A 21,042-nucleotide genomic window follows, 5' to 3' on the forward strand; every position below is an offset into this window, starting at 1 on the left:
TCGCGCCGGGCGAGCCCGATCCGCGCGGGCCCGGGTACCGGGTGACGGTCCCGCTGCCCGAAGGCCCGGACACGGCCCGGGTCTACGAGGTGCGTGGTGACGTAGCCGCGGGCCGGGTCGCCGCGCTGGCGAAGGCGCTCGGGGTGCCGGGGCCGCCGCGCACGGCGGGGCTGTTCTGGCAGGTCGGCGCGGCGGCGGACGGCACGGGCCCGGTGCTGCGGGTCCGGAAGAAGGCGCCGGGCGCCTGGACGTTCTCCCGGTACGCGGTCGCGCCGGGCGGCGACGGCTGCACGAGGGGGAGGCCGTGCCCCGGCGGAGGCCCGTCCTCCCTGGGCGGCGTGGTGGGTCCTACGGGCGGTGCGGTGAGCGAGACCGCGGCGAAGAGGGCGGCGGCGCCGGTCCTCGCGGCGGCGGGCCTGCGGGGCGCGCACCTCGACGCGAGCCGGCGGCTCGGCGCGGTGCGCGTGGTGGACGCGGACCCGGTGGTGGGCGGGTTGCCGACCTACGGCTGGACGACGGGCCTCCAGGTCGGCGCGGACGGGCGGATCGCGAGCGGCGGCGGGCAGCTGGGCGTCCCCGAGGCGGGCACGGCGTATCAGGTGACGGGGGCGGCGGAGGCGCTGAAGGCGCTCGACGCGGGCGCGCAGGGGACCGCCGGCTGCGCCACGCGGACGCCCCTGACGGGCCCCGTCACAGGCGCCGAGCCCGCGCCGACGGCGAGCTGTCCGCCGGACGGTAGCGCGCGGAGGCTCCCGGTGGACGCGGTGGTGTTCGGGCTCGCGGCGCGGTCGGTGGACGGCAGGCCGGGGCTCGTACCGTCCTGGCTGTTCACGGTCGACCCGGGCGGCGGCACCCCGGCGTACCGGGTGGCGCAGCCGGCGCTGCGCCCGGGAGCCTCGCGTACGCCGCTGCCCTCCCTGCCACCGCACGGGATGAAGCCGGGCGGCGGGAGCGGCGCGGCCGGCGCGCCCGAGCAGCCCCTCTCGTACAGCGCGCACGGCCGCACGCTCACGGTGCGGTTCTGGGGCGGGGTGTGCGGGACGTACGGCGTACGGGCCGACGAGTCGGACTCCGCGGTGGCGGTACGGGTGGAGGGGCCCGCCCGGAAACCGGGCGAGCGCTGCGTCGCCCTGGCAGAGCGCCGGTCGAGCACCCTGACGCTGGACCGCCCGCTGGGCACCCGCACCGTCGTCAGCGCCAGCACCGGCGCGAAGGTGCCGTCCGCGCCCCGGTGAGCGCGGCCCCCGCGGGGCGCGGGGCCGGGCATGGCTAAGGGCGGCGGCCCCCGGGGCGGGGGGCCGCCGCCCTTTTCGCGGTCAGCGGGGGCGGCTCAGTGGAAGGAGTCGCCGCAGGCGCAGGAACCCGTCGCGTTCGGGTTGTCGATGGTGAAGCCCTGCTTCTCGATCGTGTCGACGAAGTCGATCGACGCGCCGCCCAGGTACGGGGCGCTCATGCGGTCGGTGACGACCCTGACGCCGCCGAACTCCTTGACGATGTCGCCGTCGAGCGAGCGCTCGTCGAAGAACAGCTGGTATCGCAGGCCGGAGCAGCCACCGGGCTGCACGGCGACGCGCAGCGCGAGGTCGTCGCGACCCTCCTGGTCGAGCAGGGTCTTGACCTTGCTGGCGGCGGCGTCGGACAGGAGGATGCCGTCGCTCACGGTGGTGGTCTCGTCCGATACGGACATCTGCTTCTCTCCCGGGTTGTACGGACTGCTTGCCGACTGTGGCAACCGGCACGGCCGCGGTTTCATTCCGCGGCCCGGTACTCGTTCCCTTCCTTCATGCTCGCACACCGGGCGCCGGTACGGGGCGGCCACGGGTCCCGGCCCCGGGGCGAAGGGGATCGCGTCACATCGACGGTATGCGCATCGTCAACGTGACGCGAAGCGGATATGATAGATAGCGTCAATCCGACGAAAAGGCCGACGCAGTTCACCGGTCCGCAGAGAAGAAAGGGTGCGTGACGTGACCACGGCCCAACCCCTTACGGAACTCGACGTGCAGCCCACGCCGCTGGCGCTGCTGCTGCTCGGCCGCGACGCCGACCCGCGCAGCGAGCGCGGCGTCGAGTGTCCCGGCGACCTGCCCGCCCCCTCGGACCCGGACCTCGTGGCGCGCGCCCGCGCGGCCAAGGAGCGCCTCGGCGACCGGGTGTTCGTGCTCGGGCACCACTACCAGCGCGACGAGGTCATCCAGTTCGCCGATGTGACGGGCGACTCCTTCAAGCTCGCCAGGGACGCGGCCGACCGGCCGGACGCCGAGTACATCGTCTTCTGCGGTGTGCACTTCATGGCCGAGTCCGCGGACATCCTGACCTCGCGGAGCCAGCAGGTCATCCTGCCCGACCTGGCGGCCGGCTGCTCGATGGCCGACATGGCCACCGCCGAGCAGGTCGCGGAGTGCTGGGACGTCCTGACGGAGGCGGGGGCGGCCGAGGGCACCGTCCCCGTCTCGTACATGAACTCCTCCGCGGACATCAAGGCCTTCACCGGCAGGCACGGCGGCACGATCTGCACGTCCTCCAACGCGGAGCGCGCGCTGAACTGGGCGTTCGGGCAGGGCGAGCGGGTGCTCTTCCTGCCCGACCAGCATCTCGGCCGCAACACCGCCGTGCGCGACCTCGGCCTCTCCCTCGACGACTGCGTGGTCTACGACCCGCACAAGCCGGACGGCGGGCTGACCGCCGAGCAGCTGCGCGACGCGAAGATGATCCTGTGGCGCGGGCACTGCTCGGTGCACGGCCGCTTCACCCTGGAGTCGGTGCGCGAGGTGCGCGAGCGCATACCGGGCGTCAATGTCCTGGTGCATCCCGAGTGCCGGCACGAGGTCGTCTCGGCGGCCGACCAGGTCGGCTCGACGGAGTACATCATCAAGGCGCTCGAAGCGGCGCCCGCGGGCTCCAAGTGGGCCGTGGGCACGGAGCTCAACCTGGTGCGGCGGCTGGCGAACCGGTTCGCCGCCGAGGGCAAGGAGATCGTCTTCCTCGACCGCACGGTCTGCTTCTGCTCGACCATGAACCGCATCGACCTGCCGCACCTGGTGTGGACGCTGGAGTCGCTGGCGGACGGAAACGAGGTCAACCGCATCCGGGTGGACGACGAGACCGCCCGCTACGCGCAGGCGGCGCTCCAGCAGATGCTCGCCCTGCCGTGACCCGGGCGGCGCCCGCGCCGCACGCGAAGGGGCGGGCCCCCGGCGGAGTGTCCGCCGGGGGCCCGCCCCTTCGCCGTACCGGCGTGCGCCCGGCTCAGGCGTGCGCGCCCTGCGGGGTGCGCTCGTCCGAGGGGGCCGAAGGCGGCGTGCCGTCCCCGCGCCTGTCGGCCTTCTTCTTCGCCCTGCGCTCCTTGCGCAGCTCGACCATCGCGTAGAGCGTCGGCACGAGCAGCAGCGTCAGCAGCGTCGAGGAGATCAGGCCGCCGATCACCACCACCGCGAGCGGCTGGGCGATGAAGCCGCCCTCGCCGGTCACGCCGAGCGCCATCGGCAGCAGCGCGAAGATGGTGGCGAGCGCCGTCATCAGGATCGGCCGCAGCCGGTGCCTGCCGCCCTCGACGACCGCCTCGACGACGCCGTGCCCCTGCGCTCTGTACTGGTTGATCAGGTCGATCAGCACGATCGCGTTGGTGACCACGATGCCGATCAGCATCAGCATGCCGATCAGCGCGGGCACGCCGAGCGGGGTGCCGGTGAGCAGCAGCAGGGCGAGCGCGCCGGTCGCCGCGAACGGGATCGACACCAGCAGGATCAGCGGCTGCACCAGCGACCTGAACGTGCCGACGAGCAGCATGAACACGATCGCCACGGCCGCGGCCATCGCCAGACCCAGCTTCTTGAACGCGTCGTTCTGGTCGGAGGTCACCCCGCCGATGGAGGCGGTGGCGCCCGCGGGCAGCTTCAGCGCGTCGACCTTCGACTGGAGCGCGCTGCTGACCGAGCCCGTGTTGTCGCCGGTCGGGCGCGCGGTGACGGTCGCGGCGCGGTTGCCGTCGATGCGCGTCATGGAGACCGGTCCCGGTACGACCTTCACATCGGCGATCTGGCCGAGCTTGACCGGGCCGAGCGGCAGGCCCTTGAGCTGCGCGACGGTCGTCGCGGGCCGCTTCGAGGTGACCACCACGTCCCGCTCGGTGTCGTCGAGGATCGCCGTGCCCGACGTGGTCCCGCTGACGGCCTGCGCGACCGCGGCGCCCAGCGTCGCGTTGCTGAAGCCCGCGGCGGCGGCCTTGTCGTTGGCCGTCACGGAGACCCGCGGGATGGACTGCGACAGGTCGCTCTGCACGTCGGTGACGTCGTGCAGGGTGCCGACCGCGGCGGTGACCTGGTCGGAGGCCTTCTTCAGGGTCGCCGCGTCGCCGGCCTTGACCACCACGCTCAGATCCTGGCTGCCGAAGCCGCCGCCCGCGGAGACCGTCGTGTCGCCGATCCCCTTGAGGCCGTGCAGCGCGTGCTCGATGGCGCTCTGCGTCTTCTCGTACTGCGCGGCGTCCTTGACGGTCACCTGGTAGCTGGCCTGGCTGGTGCCGGAGCCGCCGCCGAGCGCGGCCTGGAAGCCGGAGGTGCCGACGGTGACCTGGTAGTCCTTCACCTGGTCGAGGCCCGCGAGCACGTGCTCGACCTTCTTGGCGGCCGCGTTCGTCGCGTCGAGGCTGGTGCCGGGCGCCATCTTCTGGCTGATGGACAGCACGTCCTGGTCGCTGTTGTCGAAGAAGTTGGTCTTCAGGAAGCTCGACATGCCGAGCGTGCCGACGAGGATCACCACGGCGATCAGCACGCTGGTGAGGCGCTTGCGGGTGGCCCAGCGCAGCACCGGCACGTACGCGCGCTGGAGCCTGCTGTGGGACTCCTTCTCCTCGGCGCGGCGGCGCGCCTCGTCCGCGCCGAGCTCCTGCACGTCCTTCGGGGCGCGCAGGAACCAGTACGAGAAGACCGGGACCGCCGTCAGCGAGACCAGCAGCGACGCGAGCAGCGCGGCCGTGACGGTCAGCGAGAACGAGCCGAACAGCTCGCCGACGATGCCGCCGACCAGGCCGATCGGCAGGAAGACCGCGACGGTGGTGAGCGTCGAGGCGGTGACCGCGCCCGCGACCTCCTTGACCGCGTTGACGATCGCCCGGTGGCGCTCCTCGCCGTAGCCGAGGTGTCTCTTGATGTTCTCCAGGACCACGATCGAGTCGTCGACGACCCGGCCGATGGCGATGGTGAGGCCGCCGAGGCTGAGGACGTTGAGCGTCTCGCCGTCGATCCACAGCACGATGAGCGCGATGACGACGGAGAGCGGGATGGAGATCGCGGTGACCAGCGTCGAGCGCAGCGAGGCGAGGAACAGCAGGATCACGATGACCGCGAACAGCAGGCCGAGCGCGCCCTCGGTGGTCAGTCCTGAGATCGACTTGGAGACCGCGGGCCCCTGGTCGCTCGCGACGACGACCTTCGTGCCGGAGCCCAGCTGGTCGCGCAGGTGGGGCAGCTTGTCCTTGACGGCGTCGGAGATCGAGACGGCGCTGCCGTCCTGCGAGTCCATGGTGATGTTGACGGCCAGGCTCGGCTGCCCGTCGGTGCGGGTCAGGGAGGTCTCGGGCGCGGGCCGCTGGGCGACGGAGGCGACGTCGCCCAGGCGCACCGGCTTGGCAGGCGCGGCGCCGGGCGCGGCCTGCGGGGTGACTTCGAGGTCGCGGATCTGCCCGAGCGAGGTGAAGCCGGTGCCGACCTGTACGGTGCGGCTCTTGCCGTCCTCGGCGAACGACCCCGCGGGCACGGGCACGCCGCCCGCCTTGAGCGCGTCGGAGAGCGACGCGGTGGTGAGCCCCGCCGCGGCGAGCTTCGCCGGGTCCGGGGTGACGGCGACCCGCAGGTCGCGCACGCCGTCGACGGTGACCTGGCCGACGCCGTCGATGCCCTGGAGGTCGGGGACGACCGTGCGGTCGAGCTGGTCGGCGAGCGCCTGCTGGTCCTTGTCCGAGGTGACGGCGAGCACCACGGTGGGCAGGTCGTTGGTGGAGCCCGCGACCACCTGCGGGTCGACGCTGTCGGGCAGCTGGTTGGAGGCCCGGTTGACGGCCTGCTGGATGTCGGCGACCAGCTGCTTGGTGCCGGACTGGCCGAACTCGAAGCTGGCGACGACGGTGGCGCTGCCCTCGCTCGACGTCGAGGTGACGCTGCTGACGCCGTCGACCGCCTTCATGGCGTTCTCCAGCGGCTCGGCCACCTGCTTCTCCACCACGTCCGGCGACGCGCCCTGGTAGGGGGCCACCACCGAGACGAGCGGCAGGTCGATGGGCGGCAGCAGCTGCTGCTTCAGCTGCGGGATCGCTATCGCGCCGAACACGAGGGCGATGATCGACATCAGGCCGACTAGGGCCCGTTGTCTGAGGCTGAACCTGGACAGCCAGGACATGGGGTCTCTCTTCTGTGTGCGTGCTGCGGGTGCGCGTCCGCGGAAAGCGGCGGTGAACGGGGCGGGGGCAGGCGGCGGCGTGCCGGCCTGCCACCGGGCTGCGGGCGGCTCTCCGTCCCTCTACACGATCAGGCATGGAACGGGGCGTTTCCGTCCGCCGCAGGTCCCTTTCCGGTACCCGCGGAGTACCGCGCCTGGAGTACGCGGTGGAGGAGCGCTACTCCACCCTCGGACGCACCAGGCCCGATTCGTACGCGAATACCACCAGTTGCGCCCTGTCCCTGGCTCCGAGCTTGGCCATGGCCCGGTTGACGTGCGTCTTCACGGTGAGGGGGCTGACGGCGAGGCGCTCGGCGATCTCGTCGTTGGAGTGGCCGCCCGCGACCAGACCGAGCACCTCGCGCTCCCGCACGGTCAGCGCGGCGAGCAGTTCCGCGTGCGCGGCCGGGCCCTCCCGGTCGCCGCCCGCGCCGCCCTGCGCGAGGAACGAGGCGATCAGGCCCTTGGTGGCGGCGGGCGAGAGCAGCGCCTCACCGGCCGCGGCGATCCGGATCGCGTTCAGCAGCTCCATCGGCTCCGCGCCCTTGCCGAGGAAGCCCGAGGCGCCCGCGCGCAGCGACTGCACCACGTACTCGTCGACCTCGAACGTCGTGAGCATCACCACGTGCACACCGGCGAGTCCGGGGTCGGCGCTGATCATGCGGGTGGCGGCGAGGCCGTCCGTGCCCGGCATGCGGATGTCCATGAGGACCACGTCGGCGCGCTCCGAGCGGGCCAGGGAGACGGCCTCGGCGCCGTCCGCGGCCTCGGCCACCACCTCCATGTCGGGCTCCGAGTCGACCAGGACGCGGAAGGCGCTGCGCAGCAGGGCCTGGTCGTCCGCGAGCAGGACCCTGATCGTCACGCGTGCTCTCCCTGTCGTCGCGGCGGTTCCCCCGGCAGTATCGCCTGCACCCGGAAGCCGCCCCCGTACCGGGGCTCGGCGACCAGGCTGCCGCCGAGGGCGACGACGCGCTCGCGCATGCCGAGCAGGCCGTGCCCGCCGCCGGGCGCGCTCTCCCGCGGCCCGGTGCCGCCGTCGTCGAGGACGGTCACCTCGATGCCCGCGCCCGCGCGCACGACGCTCACCTCGGCCCTGGCCCCGGCGCCCGCGTGCTTGCGCACATTGGTCAGCGCCTCCTGGACGATCCGGTACGCGGCGAGGCCGACGGCCGCGGGCAGCCGGGGCGGCTCCTCGGGTACCAGGCACTCCACGGGCAGTCCCGCGGAGCGGAAGGTGTCGACGAGCGCGTCGAGCTGGGCGAGGCCCGGCGCGGGTTCCGTGGGCGCCTCGGGGTCGCCGGACTGGCGCAGCAGGCCCACGGTGGCGCGCAGTTCCTCGATGGCGCTGCGACTGGCCTCGCGCACATGGGCGAGGGCCTCCTTGGCCTGGTCCGGGCGCTTGTCCATGACGTGTGCCGCGACGCCGGCCTGCACGTTGACCAGGGCGATGTGGTGGGCGACGACGTCGTGCAGGTCGCGGGCGATGCGCAGCCGCTCCTCGGCGACGCGCCGTCCCGCCTCCTCCTCGCGCGTGCGCTCGGCGCGCTCGGCGCGCTCCCGCATGGCGTCGATGAAGGCACGCCTGCTGCGCACGGCGTCGCCCGCGGCGGCGGCCATGCCGGTCCAGGCGAAGACGCCGAGGTTCTGCTGCGTGTACCAGGGGCCGGTGCCGAAGGCCATGGCGACGCCGGTGAGCACGGCCATGGTGAGCAGGCCGACCCGCCAGGTGGTGGGCCTGTCGGTGTGGGCGGCGAGCGTGAACAGGCCGACGACCACGGTGAACACGATCGGCGAGTCGGGTCGCCCCGCGGCCAGCTCGACCACGGTGAGGCAGCCGGTGACCAGCAGCACGGAGCGCGGCCTGTGGCGCCTGAGGACGAGGGCGGCGGCGGCCAGTGTCATCAGCGTGAAGCTGAGCGCGCCCGGCGGCCGTACGTCGATGGGCGGGGTGAACCCCCGGCCGCCGCGCGGGTGCGCGACGGCGGTGACCAGCATGAGGACCTGGACGACGACGGCGATGAGGACATCGGGTCCGGTCGGGTGCGCCCGGGACCAGCAGACCGCGCGCCGGATCGGGCCCGGCGCGTGGGCCACGGGGCCCCTTGCCATGGCGTCGCGGTCGGCCCGTACGGCGTCGCGGCCCTTCGGCGGGGCGGCGGGGCCGGCGGGCTGCGGGGAGGAGGAGGCAGCGGTCCGCCCCGTGCCTGCGGGGCGTGGGGCGGCGGGGTCGTCCGTGTGGGGGGTGCGCACGGTGGGTCCTGGGTCGGGCCGGTCAGACCGACGAGGGGATCAGGCCCTCGTCGCTCAGCAGCTCCCTTACCTCTTCGAGCGTCGCGTCGGCGGCGGGCAGGATGAGGCCCGAGGGTTCGAGCGCGTCGTCGGGCAGGGGCTCGCCCAGCTCCCTGACCCGGTCGAGCAGCGCGGTGAACGTACGCCGGAAGCCGGCCTCGTCACCCCGCTCGACCTCGGCCATCAGCTCGTCGTCCAGCTCGTTCAGCTGCTCCAGACAGCTGTCCGCGACCCTGGCCTGCCCTTCCCCCATGATCCGTACGATCATGACGCTCCTCAGCGCTCGTCGGCTCTGTCCTGCCCGCTCGTGTCAGGTCTTGTCGGCTCTCATCGGGTCTTGTCAGCTCGTGTCAGCTCTTGTCGAGGTTGGGGCGCTCGGCGCCCCGCTCCCCCGCGCCGCCCTCGATCGCCTGCTGCGGGGCGGCCGAGGAGCCGCCCGCGAGTTCCGCCTTCATCCGCTGGAGTTCGAGCTCCACGTCGGAGCCGCCGGAGATCCGGTCCAGCTCGGTGGCGATGTCGTCCTTCGCCAGGCCCGACTGGTCGTCGAGGGCGCCGGAGGCCAGGAGCTCGTCGATCGCGCCCGCCCTGGCCTGGAGCTGGGCCGTCTTGTCCTCCGCGCGCTGGATCGCCAGGCCGACGTCGCCCATCTCCTCGGAGATGCCGGAGAACGACTCCGCGATCCTGGTCTGCGCCTGGGCGGCGGTGTAGGTGGCCTTGATGGTCTCCTTCTTCGTGCGGAAGGCGTCGACCTTGGCCTGGAGGCGCTGCGCCGCGAGCGTCAGCTTCTCCTCCTCGCCCTGGAGCGTGGTGTGCTGGGTCTCCAGGTCGGAGACCTGCTGCTGGAGCGCGGCCTTGCGGGAGAGTGCCTCGCGCGCGAGGTCCTCGCGCCCGAGGGCGAGCGCCTTGCGGCCCTGCTCCTCCAGCTTGTCCGACTGGCCCTGGAGCTGGCTCAGCTGGAGTTCCAGACGCTTGCGCGAGGTGGCCACGTCGGCGACGCCCCTGCGCACCTTCTGGAGCAGCTCAAGCTGCTTCTGGTAGGAGTAATCGAGGGTCTCCCGCGGGTCCTCGGCCCTGTCCAGGGCCTTGTTGGCCTTCGCGCGGAAGATCATCCCCATACGCTTCATCACACCGCTCATGGGCTTCGCGCGCCCCCTTCGTGACGGACTCCGGAACCAGCACTCCTGCAGAACCCACAGTACGGGCCCTGCCTCTATTACCGCACTGTTCGAGAGCGGATGCGGTCATCCCCAAGGACGACTCCCGCGACGGGCCGCTCCGGCGGAGGGAGTAGGGACGCCTCTGTGGGAGCCGCGCCCCCGCGCGCCCGCGGCCTGCCCCGTACCCCGTGAAGACGAAGGCCGTTGCGGGATCGTTCCCCGCGGGGGTGGGGTCCATGCACCCGAGCCCGTACCCTTGGCCCTTGTGTTCCGTAGCCGTTCGAACGAAGAGAAGGCGCCCGACACCCAGGTGACGGCCGACCTGACCAAGCAGTCCCGTGACCCGCAGGCGCCCAAGGGCAGGCCCACACCGAAGCGGAGCGAGGCGCAGACGCAGCGCCGCCGCGCGGTGACGACCGCCCCCGCCGACCGCAAGACGGCGGTGAAGCGCCAGCGCGAGACGCGCAGGGCCGACATGGCGCGCCAGCGCGAGGCGCTGAACAACGGGGACGAGCGCTATCTGCCGGCGCGCGACAAGGGCCCGGTGCGCCGCTTCGCCCGCAACTACGTCGACGCCAGGTTCTGCGCCGCCGAGTTCTTCCTGCCGTCCGCCGTGGTGATCCTCGTGCTGACGATGGTCAGGGTCCCCGCGCTCCAGAACATCGCGTTGCTGCTGTGGCTGCTGGTGATCGTCGCCATGGTCGTCGACTCGGTCTTCCTCGGCCTGCGACTGAAGAAGCAGCTCGCCGTGCGCTTCCCGAACGAGCCCACTCGCGGCGTCGTGATGTACGGCCTGATGCGCACACTGCAGATCCGCAAGCTGCGGCTGCCGAAGCCGCAGGTCAAGCGCGGGGCGAAACTCTGAGCGGCGATCCGGCCGGCCGTCTCGCGGACGGCGGCGGCTTCGCCGGGGGTTCGGGCCCCTGGCTCAGCGGCCTCGGCGGGCTGCGCGACGTCGTGCGCCAGGAGCTGGTCTCCCGGCAGCTGGAGGAGCAGATATCCGGCCGCTTCCCCGTCGGGCAGCGGCTGCGGGTACTGGACGTCGGCATGGGCCGCGGCACCCAGGTGCTGCGCCTCGCGCGCGCCGGGCACGGCGTCACGGGCCTGGAGTCCGATCCCGCGCTGGTGGCGGCGGCCCGCGCCGACCTGGCGCGCGAGCCCGAGGGCATCAGGGAGCGGGTCCGGCTGATCCAGGGCGAGGGCATGGACACCGGGGTGCACTTCAAGCCGGGCTCCTTCGACGTGGTCCTCTGCCACGGCGTGCTGATGTACGTGAAGCAACCGGACGCGCTGCTCGCGGGTCTCGCCAGGATGCTGGCTCCCGGCGGGCTGCTCTCGCTGCTCGTGCGCAACGGCGACGCGCTGGCGCTGCGTCCGGGGTACGCGGGCGACTGGGCCACCGCGCTCGCGTCGTTCGACGGGTCCTCGTACACCAACAGGCTCGGGCTGACCGTGCGGGCCGACCGGCTCGCGGACCTGACCAGGACACTGGAGGGGATCGCGGCGCCGCTGCGCGCCTGGTACGGGGTGCGCGTCTTCACGGACGGCGCGGACGACACGGCCGAGGCGCCCACCGGCGGGAAGCTGGAGCGGCTGCTCGCGGCCGAGGAGCGCGCGGGCAGGACCGATCCGTACCGCGCGGTGGCGGCACTGCTGCACCTGTGCGGTGTGCGCGGCTGACGCCTCCCCGGCAGCCCGGGAGCGAGGGGGCGCGCCGCCCGCCGCGCGCCACCCATCGGACAAATAGCGCCAAAGGGATACTCCGGCCATGGATGCTTCCCTTCCCCGCCGTCATGTTCTCCGTGGCTCCGCGACGGTGCCGCCGCTGACCGTCGCCGCCGGGCTCTGCGCGGTCGCCCTCGCGGGCTGCTCCGCGGCCTCTGGCACCTCGGCCGCCCCCGCGGCGCCGCCCGCCGCCCGGGGCACCGCGGCGCCGTCGAGCCCGGCCGCCACCGAGCGGCCGGCGCCCCCGCACACGGCGAACGGCCTCCAGACGGACTACGAGAACACCATCGGGAAGGTGCTGCCCTCGGTCGTGCAGATCGACGCGGGCGACTCCCTCGGCTCCGGCATCGTCTACGACGGCTCGGGCCACATCGTCACCAACGCGCACGTCGTCGGCTCGAAGAAGACCTTCAAGGTCACCGTCGCCACCCGCGAGCAGCCGCTCACCGCCCGGCTGGTCTCCAGCTTCCCGCAGCAGGACCTCGCGGTGATCAAGCTGGACTCGGTGCCCAAGGGGCTGAAGGGCGCGGTGTTCGGCGACTCGTCCAAGGTCGCCGTGGGCCAGATCGTGCTGGCGATGGGTTCACCGCTCGGCCTGTCGAGCAGCGTCACCCAGGGCATCGTCTCCGCCGTGGGGCGGACCGTGAGCGAGGGGAAGGGGCAGTCGGGCGGCACCGGCGCGACCATCGCGACCATCGCGAACATGGTGCAGACGTCGGCCGCGATCAACCCGGGCAACAGCGGCGGCGCGCTCGTCGACCTGGACAGCGAGGTCATCGGCATCCCGACGCTCGCGGCCACCGACCCGCAGATCGGGGGCGGCGGCAGCGCGGCGCCCGGCATCGGCTTCGCGATCCCCGCCTCCACGGTGAAGAACGTCGCCGACCAGATCATCAAGAGCGGGAAGGTCACCCACTCGGGCCGGGCCGCGCTCGGCATCACGGGCCGCACCGTGCTCGGCCCCGACCTCCAGCCCACGGGCGTGGCGGTCGTCAGCACGGCCGAGGGAGGCGGCGCCAGGGCCGCGGGCCTCAAGCCCGGCGACATCGTCGTCAGGGTGGGGGGCGAGCGCATCACCGACATCGCGTCGCTCTCCGAGGTCCTCGCGGGCGACCGGCCGGGCCGGCGGGCAACCGTCACCTACCTGCGCGGCGACGCGACGAAGACGGTGAAGGTCACGCTCGGCGAGATGTGAGCCCCGGGCCGGACGCGCGCCCGGCCCGTGCGGGCCATGGCGGTGCGCCCCGCTCTGTGCGGGCCGGAGCCCGGCGGGGACGGGCCCGGGGCGCTGCCGGGGGTCCACAGCCCCCGGGGCGGTTCTCCTGACCCTCGCAGCACCGGGTGGTTCACCGCCGCCCCCGCAGCACCGGGGCGGCTCGCGCGCGAGGGCGCCGCGCGGCCGGCGGCCGGGTGGCGCCCTCGCGCGCGGCGGGGCGGTCAGCCCTCGTCCTGCGCCTCCGGCGCGTCGGCGTCCGGGGTGCCGAGCGCCGCGGGGTCCTCGCCCGTCTGCTCGGCGTGCAGGCTCATCGGCCCGTACACCTTCGTGCCGTCCTCGAACAGCGTGACCTGGTCGGCGCCGCCCTCGACCAGTTCCTTCCACTCCTCGCCGATCCACGACTCGGCGTCGCCCTGGGTGGGGAACTCCTCCGCCCGCACGGCGGGCGTGACCTCCGTCCCGTCTGCCTTCTCGAACCGCCACGTCCACGCCATGTGCGCCTCCAGGTGCTGCGGGGCTGCTGCCACTGTCGCTGATCACTGTGTTGCTGCCCGCAGCGTAGCCGGGCGCGCACGGTGCGCGGGGTCGCGGGAGGATCGTGGATGTGGAACTCACTCTGCTCGGCACCGGGGCCCCCGAGGGGCTGCCGCGCCCCGACTGTCCCTGCGCCGTGTGCGCCGCGGCCCGCGGCGGCGCGGTGCGCGCCGCGACGTCACTGCTCGTCGACGGCGTGCTGCTGCTCGACCTGACACCGGGCGCCGCGCTCGCCGCGGCCCGAGCGGGCCGCACGCTGGCGGGCGTGCGGCAGGTCCTGCTCAGCCATCCCCACGAAGGGCCCGCCATGGAGCTGCCGCCCGGCCTGCCGGCCGCCGGGCGGGTGGCGGACGGCAGGGTGCTGACGCTGCTGAGCGGGCACCGGGTACGGGCCGTGCCGATGGACGCGCCGGGGACCGGGTACGAGGTGGTCTCGCCTGACGGCGAGCGGCTGCTGTACCTGCCGCCCGGCGGCGCGCCCGCGGGCCTGGACGCGGAGCGCGTGCGGTCGGAGCCGTACGACCTGGTGGCCGCGGACGTGGTGGGGCGGCCCGACGCGGTGGCGCGGCTGCGCGTGGCGGGCGTGGTCGGGCCCTCGACCGAGGTGCTCGCGGTCCACCTTGACCACGGCGTGCCGCAGGGCGCCGAGCTGGCGCGGCGGCTCGCGGCGGCGGGTGCGCGCGCCGTGCCCGACGGCACGGCGCTCGTCGTCGGGGCGTACCGCCCGGTGCCGCAGGTCCCGCGGCGGACCCTGGTGACCGGCGGGGCGCGCTCGGGCAAGTCGCTGGAGGCGGAGCGGCGGCTCGCCGCCTTCCCCGGGGTGGTGTACGTGGCGACCGGCGGCGGCAGGGACGGCGACGCGGAGTGGGCGGAGCGGGTGCGGGCGCACCGCGAGCGGCGCCCCGCGTCCTGGCGCACGGAGGAGACCTGCGACCTGGTGCCGCTGCTCGCGCAGGACGGGCCGCCGCTGCTGGTCGACTGCCTCTCGCTGTGGCTGACCGACGCGATGGACCGGGTCGGCGCGTGGGACGACGCGGCGTGGGAGGGCGGCGGCGAGAAGGCGCTGCGGGCGCGCACGGCCGAGCTGGTCGACGCGGTGCGCGCCACCCGGCGCACGGTGGTCGCGGTGACGAACGAGGTGGGTTCTTCGGTGGTGCCCGCGACCGCTTCCGTACGCCGCTACCGCGACGAACTCGGCCGTCTCAACGCGGCGTTCGCGGCCGAGTGCGAGCACCTGCTGCTGGTGGTCGCGGGGCAGGCGCTGGTGCTGCGCGGCTGAGCGCCGCCCAGCCCGCGCGCACCGGCACCTGCGCGGTGGCGGGCAGGGCGGGTCCGGGTACTGTTCGGGCACATGAGCGCCCTGAATCTCGACGACTTCTCCGATCTGATCGAGCGCCCCGACAGCGGCATGCGGCGGGACGCCGAGGAACGCAGGGAGCGGCAGACCGTGCCTGCCGGGGCGCTCGGGCGCCTCGACGAACTGGGCGAGTGGCTGTCGGCCGCGCAGCGGTCCGTGCCCGTGCGCGCCGTGGCGCAGCCCCGCGTCGTCGTGTTCGCGGGCGACCACGGGGTGGCCGCGCTCGGCGTGTCGGGGCGGCCTGCGGCGAGCGCGCACACGCTGGTGCGCGAGGCGCTCGACGGCACGAGCCCCGGCGCCGTGGTGGCGCGCCGCGCTGGCGTCCCGGTGCGGATCGTGGACGCGGGCCTCGACTGCGACCCGGCGCTGCTGCCCGGCGACGTCGTACGCCAGCGGGTGCGGCGCGGCAGCGGCCGGATCGACGTGGAGGACGCGCTGACGCCCCAGGAGGCCGAGGAGGCGGTGCGGCTGGGGATGCGCGTCGCGGACGAGGAGGCCGACTCGGGCACGGACCTGGTGGTCCTCGGCGACCTGAGCGTCGGCGGCACGACCCCGGCCGCGGTCCTCGTCGCGGCGCTGTGCGGCACCGACGCGTCGGTGGTGACGGGGCGCGGCGGTGTGCGGATCGACGACCTGACGTGGATGCGCAAGTGCGCCGCGGTGCGGGACGCGCTGCGCAGGGCCCGGCCGGTGCTCGGCGACCAGCTGCGGCTGCTCGCCGCGGTGGGCGGCGCTGACCTGGCGGCGACGACGGGCTTCCTGCTCCAGAGCGCTGTACGTCGCATGCCGGTGATCCTGGACGGCGTGGTCTCCGCGGCCTGTGCGCTGGTGGGCCAGCGGGCCGCGTTCCGCGCGCCGGACTGGTGGCTCGCGGGCCACCTCACCGGCGAGCCCGGCCAGGCGAAGGCGCTCGACCGGATGGCGATGACCCCGCTGCTCGACCAGGGCGTCACGGTGGGCGGCGGAACAGGCGCGCTGCTCGCCCTGCCGCTGGTGCAGGCGGCGGCCGGGCTCGCGGCCGACCTGCCGGAGGCACCCGCGGCCCCGAAGCCCGACGACCGCCCCGGAGTGCTCGACGCGACCTGACGCCCGCGGACACGCCACACGGGCCGCGCGCCCCGGGGCGTACTGACGGGCCCGGGGCGGCCGTTCAGCGCCGTGGCTCCTGTGGTGCGGGCGGGGATGGGTCGGGGGTGCCGCCGAGCCAGTTCTGGAAGGCGCGCCGGGGGCCCGTCCAGCGCGCGTCGTGGCGGTACGCACGCAGGGTGGCGCGGGCGCGGGCCCGCGGGCGGCGGCGGTAGGCGCGCTTCGCCCAGGGTGAGCCGGGGCGGGCGAGCCGCACGGCGGTGACGAGGGCGACGAAGGGCACGAGCACCCCGATCAGGCCGAGCCGCGGCTTGCCCTTGAGGAACGTGACCACGGCGAAGAGGCAGTTGACGGTGATCGCCGCGACCGCGGCCGCCCGGTCGTGCTGCTCGTCGGCGGTGAGCGAGTCGACGCCGAGCGGGGCGAAGCCGCCGAGCGCGAGCGCGGCGAGGGCAGCCGCCATCACCACGACCTCGACGCTCTGGCGGCCCTGCTCCGTCCAGTACACGTCGTCCAGGTGCAGGATGAGCGCGAACTCGTCGAGGACGAGGCCCGCCCCGACGCCGAAGACCACCGCGAAGGCCCCGGCCGCCGCGCCGTGGGTGCCCGTGCCGACCGCGCCGAAGCCGCCGATCACGGTGAGGACCACGCCGGGCACGACATGGTGGATGTGCAGGCCGCCGGGCGTGACGTTGCGGAAGGGCCCCTTGCCCGCCCTGATCAGCCGGGTGACCGTGCGGGTCAGCAGGAAGCACACGACGAAGGAGAGCAGCGCGAGCAGCATCGGCAGCTTGCCGGGCTCCACCACGTTCCGCTGCAACCAGTGGCCCATGCCACCCCCGTCCGGCCGGTACGCAAGGAGGGCGCCCCGCGGACGCGGCGCCTCGGCCGCCCCGAACGGAACGTAACGGGCAAAGCCCGCGAAGGAAACGTATCGCCTCCCGCCCGTCCGACGCCCCGGCGACTCCGGCGCGGCGCCCGGTTAGGGTGCGGCGGTGCCCGACTCCCCCGCCGCCCCCGCCCCCGCGCAGTCCCCCGCCTCCCTCGGTGACGGGGTGCGCTTCGCCCTCGGCACCCTCACCGTGCTGCCCGTCAGGGTGACCCGGTGGGACCGGGAGGCCGCGCGGCTGGGCATGCTCGCCGCGCCCCTCGCCGGGTTCGCCGTCGCCGCCGCGTCCGCCGCGCTCGCCACCGCGCTGTGGCTGCTCGGCACCGGCGGGCTGCTCGCCGCGGCCGGGGCGCTCGCCGCGCCCGCCGCCCTCACCAGGGGCCTGCACCTCGACGGGCTCGCCGACACCGCGGACGGGCTGGGCAGCGGCCGGCCCGCCGAGGACGCGCTGCGGATCATGAAGCAGTCGGACATCGGGCCGTTCGGCGTGCTCACGCTCGTCCTGGTGCTGCTCGCCCAGGCGGCGGCCGTGGCCAGGCTCTACGACCACGGCCCGGGCCGCGCGGCCGTGGGGCTCGCCGTCGCGGCCGTCGCCGCCAGGTCGGTCTTCGCGCTCGGCTGCCGTACGGGCGTGCCGCCGGCCAGGCCGGGCGGGCTCGGCGCGGCGGTCGCGGGCACGGTCCCCACCCGGGCGGCTGCCCTGGCGCTGACCGCAGCGGTCCTCGCGGCTGCGGCCGCGGGGCTCGGCTTCTCCGCCGCGGACGCGGTGCGGGACGGCGCGGCGGTGCTGTGTGCCGCGGGCGCCGCGCAGTTGCTCCTTCGTCACTGTGTGCGCCGCTTCGGCGGCATCACCGGCGACGTGCTCGGCGCGCTCGCCGAGACGGCGGCCACCGTCGCGCTGGTGGTGCTGGCGGTCGCGCCCGCCTGACGCGCCCCCGGTGCGCCGGGGGCGCGCGGGTGCGGGCGGCCCCGCCGTCCAGGGGATGAGAAGCCTCACGTCAGCGGCGCGTAGGCTCGCTCCCGGCGCGCCGAGGGCCGGTCACGGCGCGCTGGGAAGGCCGGCCCATCCCCCGGCCAGTCAACGAACTCACCGGAAGCGAGATTTCACCACCGTGACTGCTCTCACTCTCACCACGTCGGGCGCGGCGACGCTGCGCGCCGACGTCATCGTCGTCGGTGTCGCCAAGGGCGCCGCCGGACCGGTCGTGGCCCCGGGCGCCGAGGCCGTGGACAAGGGCTTCGACGGCAAGCTCGCCGCCGTGCTGGAAACCCTCGGGGCCACCGGCGCCGAGGGTGAGGTGACCAAGGTGCCCGCGCCCGCGGGCTTCAAGTCCCCCGTCGTGCTCGCGGTCGGCCTCGGCAGGCAGCCGGAGAAGGGCGAGGCGTACGGCACCGAGTCGCTGCGCCGCGCCGCGGGCGTGGCCGCGCGGTCGCTGTCCGGTACGAAGAAGGCGGGCGTGGCGCTGCCCGTCGAGGCGGCCGAGGACGTCGCCGCCATCGGCGAGGGCCTGCTGCTCGGCGCGTACGCCTTCACCGTCTACCGGGGCGGCGAGAAGAGGACCAGCACGGCCGCCGCCGCGGACGCGGCCGTGAAGCAGCCGCTCGGCGAGGCCGTCCTGCTCGGCGCGAAGCCCCGCGACAAGGCCCACAAGGCCGCGGCGGAGCGCGCGACCGCGCTGACGGAGGAGATCAACCGCGCCCGCGACCTGATCAACACCCCGTCCAACGACCTCACCCCCGAGGGCTTCGCCGCCGTCGCCGCCGCCGCGGGCAAGGAGCACGGCGTCAAGGTCGAGGTGCTGGACGAGAAGGCGCTCGCCAAGGGCGGCTACGGCGGCCTGATCGGCGTGGGCCAGGGCTCCGCCAACCCGCCGCGCCTGGTCCGCCTCTCCTACACGGCGCGCGGCGCGAGGCAGAGCCTCGCGTTCGTCGGCAAGGGCATCACGTACGACTCGGGCGGCATCTCGCTGAAGCCGGCAGGACACAACGAGACCATGAAGTGCGACATGAGCGGCGCGGCCGCGGTGTTCGCCGCCGTGGTGACAGCCGCCCGCCTCGGCCTCAAGGTCAATGTGACCGGCTGGCTCGCGCTCGCCGAGAACATGCCCTCGGGCTCCGCCACCCGTCCGGGCGACGTGCTGCGGATGTACAGCGGCACGACCGTCGAGGTGCTCAACACGGACGCCGAGGGCCGCCTGGTGCTGGCCGACGCGATCACCCGGGCCGCCGAGGAGAAGCCCGACGCGATCGTCGACGTGGCGACGCTGACCGGCGCGATGATGCTGGCGCTCGGCAGCCGCACGTTCGGCATCATGGCGAACGACGACGCCTTCCGCACCACCCTGCACGAGATCGCCGACGAGGCGGGCGAGGCCGCCTGGCCGATGCCGCTCCCCGCGGATCTGCGCAAGGGCCTCGACTCGCCGATCGCGGACCTGGCCAACATGGGCGAGCGGATGGGCGGCGGCCTGGTCGCCGGCATCTTCCTGCGCGAGTTCGTGCCCGAGGACATCACGTGGGCGCACCTGGACATCGCCGGTCCCGCCTTCAACGAGGGCGCGCCCTTCGGCTACACGCCCAAGGGCGGCACCGGGACCGCGGTGCGCACCCTGGTCGCGCTCGCCGAGCACGCGGCCGCGGGGGACCTCGGCTGACGACGGCCCTCCCCGCGCACACCGCGGCGGCGCTCCCGTCCGGGCCGGAGCGCCGCCGCGGCCTCAGGTGAACGTGAGTCCGCTCACCCGCCGCCCCGCAGCGCGGCCCCGCGTCCCGCCGGACGCCGACAAGTGCAAAGATGGGTTCTCGGCAGGACAGGGCCCCCACCACAGGGCCGAAGAGAAGCGGCCGAACACCAGCCGTCCGGACGAGCCGAGACCCGCCCGGCGCACGGCGCACATGCATGGAGGAACGTGACGTGGCGAACGACGCCAGCACCGTTTTCGACCTAGTGATCCTCGGCGGTGGCAGCGGTGGTTACGCCGCGGCCCTGCGCGGGGCCCAGCTGGGTCTTGACGTGGCCCTGATCGAGAAGGGCAAGGTCGGCGGCACCTGCCTGCACCGCGGCTGCATCCCCACGAAGGCCCTGCTGCACGCGGGCGAGATCGCCGACCAGGCGCGCGAGTCCGAGCAGTTCGGTGTCAAGGCCACGTTCGAGGGCATCGACATCGCGGCCGTCCACCAGTACAAGGATGAGGTCATCGGGGGCCTGTACAAGGGCCTCCAGGGACTCGTCGCCTCCCGCAAGGTGACCTACATCGAGGGTGAGGGCCGCCTGTCCTCCCGCACCTCCGTCGATGTGAACGGCCGCCGCGTCGAGGGTCGCCACGTCCTCCTGGCGACCGGCTCCGTACCGAAGTCCCTGCCCGGCCTGGAGATCGACGGCAACCGCATCATCTCCTCCGACCACGCCCTGACGCTCGACCGCGTGCCGAAGTCCGCGATCATCCTCGGCGGCGGTGTGATCGGCGTCGAGTTCGCCTCCGCGTGGAAGTCCTTCGGCACCGACGTGACGATCGTCGAGGGCCTCAAGCACCTCGTCCCCGTCGAGGACGAGAACAGCTCCAAGCTCCTGGAGCGGGCCTTCCGCAAGCGCGGCATCAAGTTCAACCTGGGCACCTTCTTCCAGAAGGCCGAGTACACCGAGGACGGCGTCCGGGTGACGCTGGCCGACGGCAAGACCTTCGAGGGCGAGGTGCTGCTGGTCGCGATCGGCCGCGGCCCGGTCTCGCAGGGCCTCGGCTACGAGGAGCAGGGCGTGGCCATGGACCGCGGCTACGTCCTGGTCGACGAGTACATGCGCACGAACGTCGAGACGATCTCGGCGGTCGGCGACCTCGTGCCCACCCTCCAGCTCGCGCACGTCGGCTTCGCCGAGGGCATCCTCGTCGCGGAGCGGCTGGCCGGTCTCAAGACCGTCCCGATCGACTACGACGGCGTGCCGCGGGTGACGTACTGCCACCCCGAGGTCGCCTCCGTCGGCATCTCCGAGGCCAAGGCCAAGGAGATCTACGGTGCCGACAAGGTCGTCGCCCTCAAGTACAACCTGGCGGGCAACGGCCGCAGCAAGATCCTCAAGACCGCGGGCGAGGTCAAGCTCGTCCAGGTCAAGGACGGTGCGGTGGTCGGCGTCCACATGGTCGGTGACCGTATGGGCGAGCAGGTCGGCGAGGCTCAGCTGATCTACAACTGGGAGGCGCTGCCGGCCGAGGTCGCGCAGCTCATCCACGCCCACCCGACCCAGAGCGAAGCGCTCGGCGAGGCCCACCTCGCACTGGCGGGCAAGCCCCTCCACTCCCACGACTGACGCGACACGCAGTCAGAGCGCGCGACGAGACCACTACCGCACTTCCGA

Annotated in this window: 18 protein-coding genes; 10 read left to right on the forward strand and 8 right to left on the reverse strand. The window is 74.1% G+C overall.

The window, feature by feature from the left end:
* On the forward strand, positions 1 to 1,235 hold a 1,235-nt coding region (locus ABEA77_RS24580; RefSeq protein WP_345651625.1), incomplete at its 5' end, for a hypothetical protein.
* A 95-nt stretch (positions 1,236 to 1,330) separates the two neighbouring features.
* Here the strand turns inward: ABEA77_RS24580 and ABEA77_RS24585 are convergent.
* The gene (locus ABEA77_RS24585; protein ID WP_345651628.1) at positions 1,331 to 1,687 is read right to left on the reverse strand and encodes a HesB/IscA family protein; all 357 of its coding nucleotides are present in this window, start codon (positions 1,685 to 1,687) and stop codon (positions 1,331 to 1,333) included.
* A 280-nt stretch (positions 1,688 to 1,967) separates the two neighbouring features.
* On the opposite strand from ABEA77_RS24585, the gene nadA reads away from it, so the two are divergent.
* Positions 1,968 to 3,155, forward strand: a complete 1,188-nt coding sequence (gene nadA, locus ABEA77_RS24590; RefSeq protein WP_345651631.1) for a quinolinate synthase NadA — start codon at positions 1,968 to 1,970, stop codon at positions 3,153 to 3,155.
* A gap of 94 nt (positions 3,156 to 3,249) precedes the next feature.
* Here the strand turns inward: nadA and ABEA77_RS24595 are convergent, their stop codons facing one another.
* The 5 genes from ABEA77_RS24595 to ABEA77_RS24615 form a co-directional block, all read right to left on the reverse strand.
* Positions 3,250 to 6,396, reverse strand: a complete 3,147-nt coding sequence (locus ABEA77_RS24595) for an efflux RND transporter permease subunit (RefSeq protein WP_345651633.1) — start codon at positions 6,394 to 6,396, stop codon at positions 3,250 to 3,252.
* A gap of 217 nt (positions 6,397 to 6,613) precedes the next feature.
* Positions 6,614 to 7,300 (reverse strand): response regulator, encoded by a 687-nt coding sequence (locus ABEA77_RS24600; RefSeq protein ID WP_345651635.1) that lies wholly within the window; start codon positions 7,298 to 7,300, stop codon positions 6,614 to 6,616.
* Entirely contained in the window at positions 7,297 to 8,547 is a 1,251-nt protein-coding gene (locus tag ABEA77_RS24605; RefSeq protein WP_425588381.1) for a sensor histidine kinase, read from the reverse strand. Before ABEA77_RS24605 ends, ABEA77_RS24600 begins: the two co-directional genes overlap by 4 nt.
* Positions 8,548 to 8,710: 163 nt before the next feature.
* Positions 8,711 to 8,995 carry a PspA-associated protein PspAA gene (pspAA, locus tag ABEA77_RS24610; protein ID WP_345651640.1) on the reverse strand — a complete coding sequence of 95 codons (285 nt, stop codon included), beginning with the start codon at positions 8,993 to 8,995 and terminating at the stop codon, positions 8,711 to 8,713.
* 82 nt (positions 8,996 to 9,077) lie between these two features.
* Positions 9,078 to 9,863 (reverse strand): PspA/IM30 family protein, encoded by a 786-nt coding sequence (locus ABEA77_RS24615; protein ID WP_345651643.1) that lies wholly within the window; start codon positions 9,861 to 9,863, stop codon positions 9,078 to 9,080.
* Between the two features lie 286 nt (positions 9,864 to 10,149).
* Here ABEA77_RS24615 and ABEA77_RS24620 point away from each other — a divergent pair, with 286 nt between their 5' ends.
* From ABEA77_RS24620 to ABEA77_RS24630, 3 genes are all read left to right on the forward strand, one after another.
* Positions 10,150 to 10,749: a DUF3043 domain-containing protein gene (locus ABEA77_RS24620; protein WP_345651646.1), complete on the forward strand. Its 600-nt coding sequence runs from the start codon at positions 10,150 to 10,152 to the stop codon at positions 10,747 to 10,749.
* A gap of 92 nt (positions 10,750 to 10,841) precedes the next feature.
* The gene (locus tag ABEA77_RS24625) at positions 10,842 to 11,564 is read left to right on the forward strand and encodes a class I SAM-dependent methyltransferase (protein ID WP_345651648.1); all 723 of its coding nucleotides are present in this window, start codon (positions 10,842 to 10,844) and stop codon (positions 11,562 to 11,564) included.
* An 88-nt stretch (positions 11,565 to 11,652) separates the two neighbouring features.
* Positions 11,653 to 12,804, forward strand: coding sequence for a S1C family serine protease (locus ABEA77_RS24630; protein WP_345651650.1), 1,152 nt, complete (start codon positions 11,653 to 11,655; stop codon positions 12,802 to 12,804).
* 242 nt (positions 12,805 to 13,046) lie between these two features.
* Here ABEA77_RS24630 and ABEA77_RS24635 read toward each other — a convergent pair whose 3' ends face one another.
* Positions 13,047 to 13,319 carry a hypothetical protein gene (locus tag ABEA77_RS24635; protein WP_345651735.1) on the reverse strand — a complete coding sequence of 91 codons (273 nt, stop codon included), beginning with the start codon at positions 13,317 to 13,319 and terminating at the stop codon, positions 13,047 to 13,049.
* A gap of 110 nt (positions 13,320 to 13,429) precedes the next feature.
* Here ABEA77_RS24635 and ABEA77_RS24640 point away from each other — a divergent pair, with 110 nt between their 5' ends.
* Together ABEA77_RS24640 and cobT are read left to right on the forward strand one after the other, a co-directional pair.
* On the forward strand, positions 13,430 to 14,638 hold the full coding sequence (locus ABEA77_RS24640; protein WP_345651652.1) for a bifunctional adenosylcobinamide kinase/adenosylcobinamide-phosphate guanylyltransferase: 1,209 nt from the start codon (positions 13,430 to 13,432) through the stop codon (positions 14,636 to 14,638).
* An 81-nt stretch (positions 14,639 to 14,719) separates the two neighbouring features.
* Positions 14,720 to 15,802 (forward strand): nicotinate-nucleotide--dimethylbenzimidazole phosphoribosyltransferase, encoded by a 1,083-nt coding sequence (gene cobT, locus ABEA77_RS24645; RefSeq protein WP_345651737.1) that lies wholly within the window; start codon positions 14,720 to 14,722, stop codon positions 15,800 to 15,802.
* 64 nt (positions 15,803 to 15,866) lie between these two features.
* Here cobT and ABEA77_RS24650 read toward each other — a convergent pair whose 3' ends face one another.
* The gene (locus ABEA77_RS24650) at positions 15,867 to 16,634 is read right to left on the reverse strand and encodes a hypothetical protein (RefSeq protein ID WP_345651655.1); all 768 of its coding nucleotides are present in this window, start codon (positions 16,632 to 16,634) and stop codon (positions 15,867 to 15,869) included.
* A gap of 163 nt (positions 16,635 to 16,797) precedes the next feature.
* Between ABEA77_RS24650 and ABEA77_RS24655 the strand changes: the two genes are divergently transcribed.
* The 3 genes from ABEA77_RS24655 (at position 16,798) to lpdA (ending at position 20,994) form a co-directional block, all read left to right on the forward strand.
* The gene (locus tag ABEA77_RS24655; protein WP_345651657.1) at positions 16,798 to 17,619 is read left to right on the forward strand and encodes an adenosylcobinamide-GDP ribazoletransferase; all 822 of its coding nucleotides are present in this window, start codon (positions 16,798 to 16,800) and stop codon (positions 17,617 to 17,619) included.
* A 184-nt stretch (positions 17,620 to 17,803) separates the two neighbouring features.
* Positions 17,804 to 19,345 (forward strand): leucyl aminopeptidase, encoded by a 1,542-nt coding sequence (locus tag ABEA77_RS24660; RefSeq protein WP_345651659.1) that lies wholly within the window; start codon positions 17,804 to 17,806, stop codon positions 19,343 to 19,345.
* Between the two features lie 260 nt (positions 19,346 to 19,605).
* Complete coding sequence (lpdA, locus tag ABEA77_RS24665) at positions 19,606 to 20,994, forward strand: dihydrolipoyl dehydrogenase (RefSeq protein WP_345651662.1); 1,389 nt, start codon at positions 19,606 to 19,608, stop codon at positions 20,992 to 20,994.
* Positions 20,995 to 21,042 lie beyond the last annotated feature (48 nt).

It is taken from the genome of Streptomyces tremellae (genome assembly GCF_039540215.1).
Classification (GTDB): Bacteria; Actinomycetota; Actinomycetes; order Streptomycetales; family Streptomycetaceae; genus Streptomyces; species Streptomyces tremellae.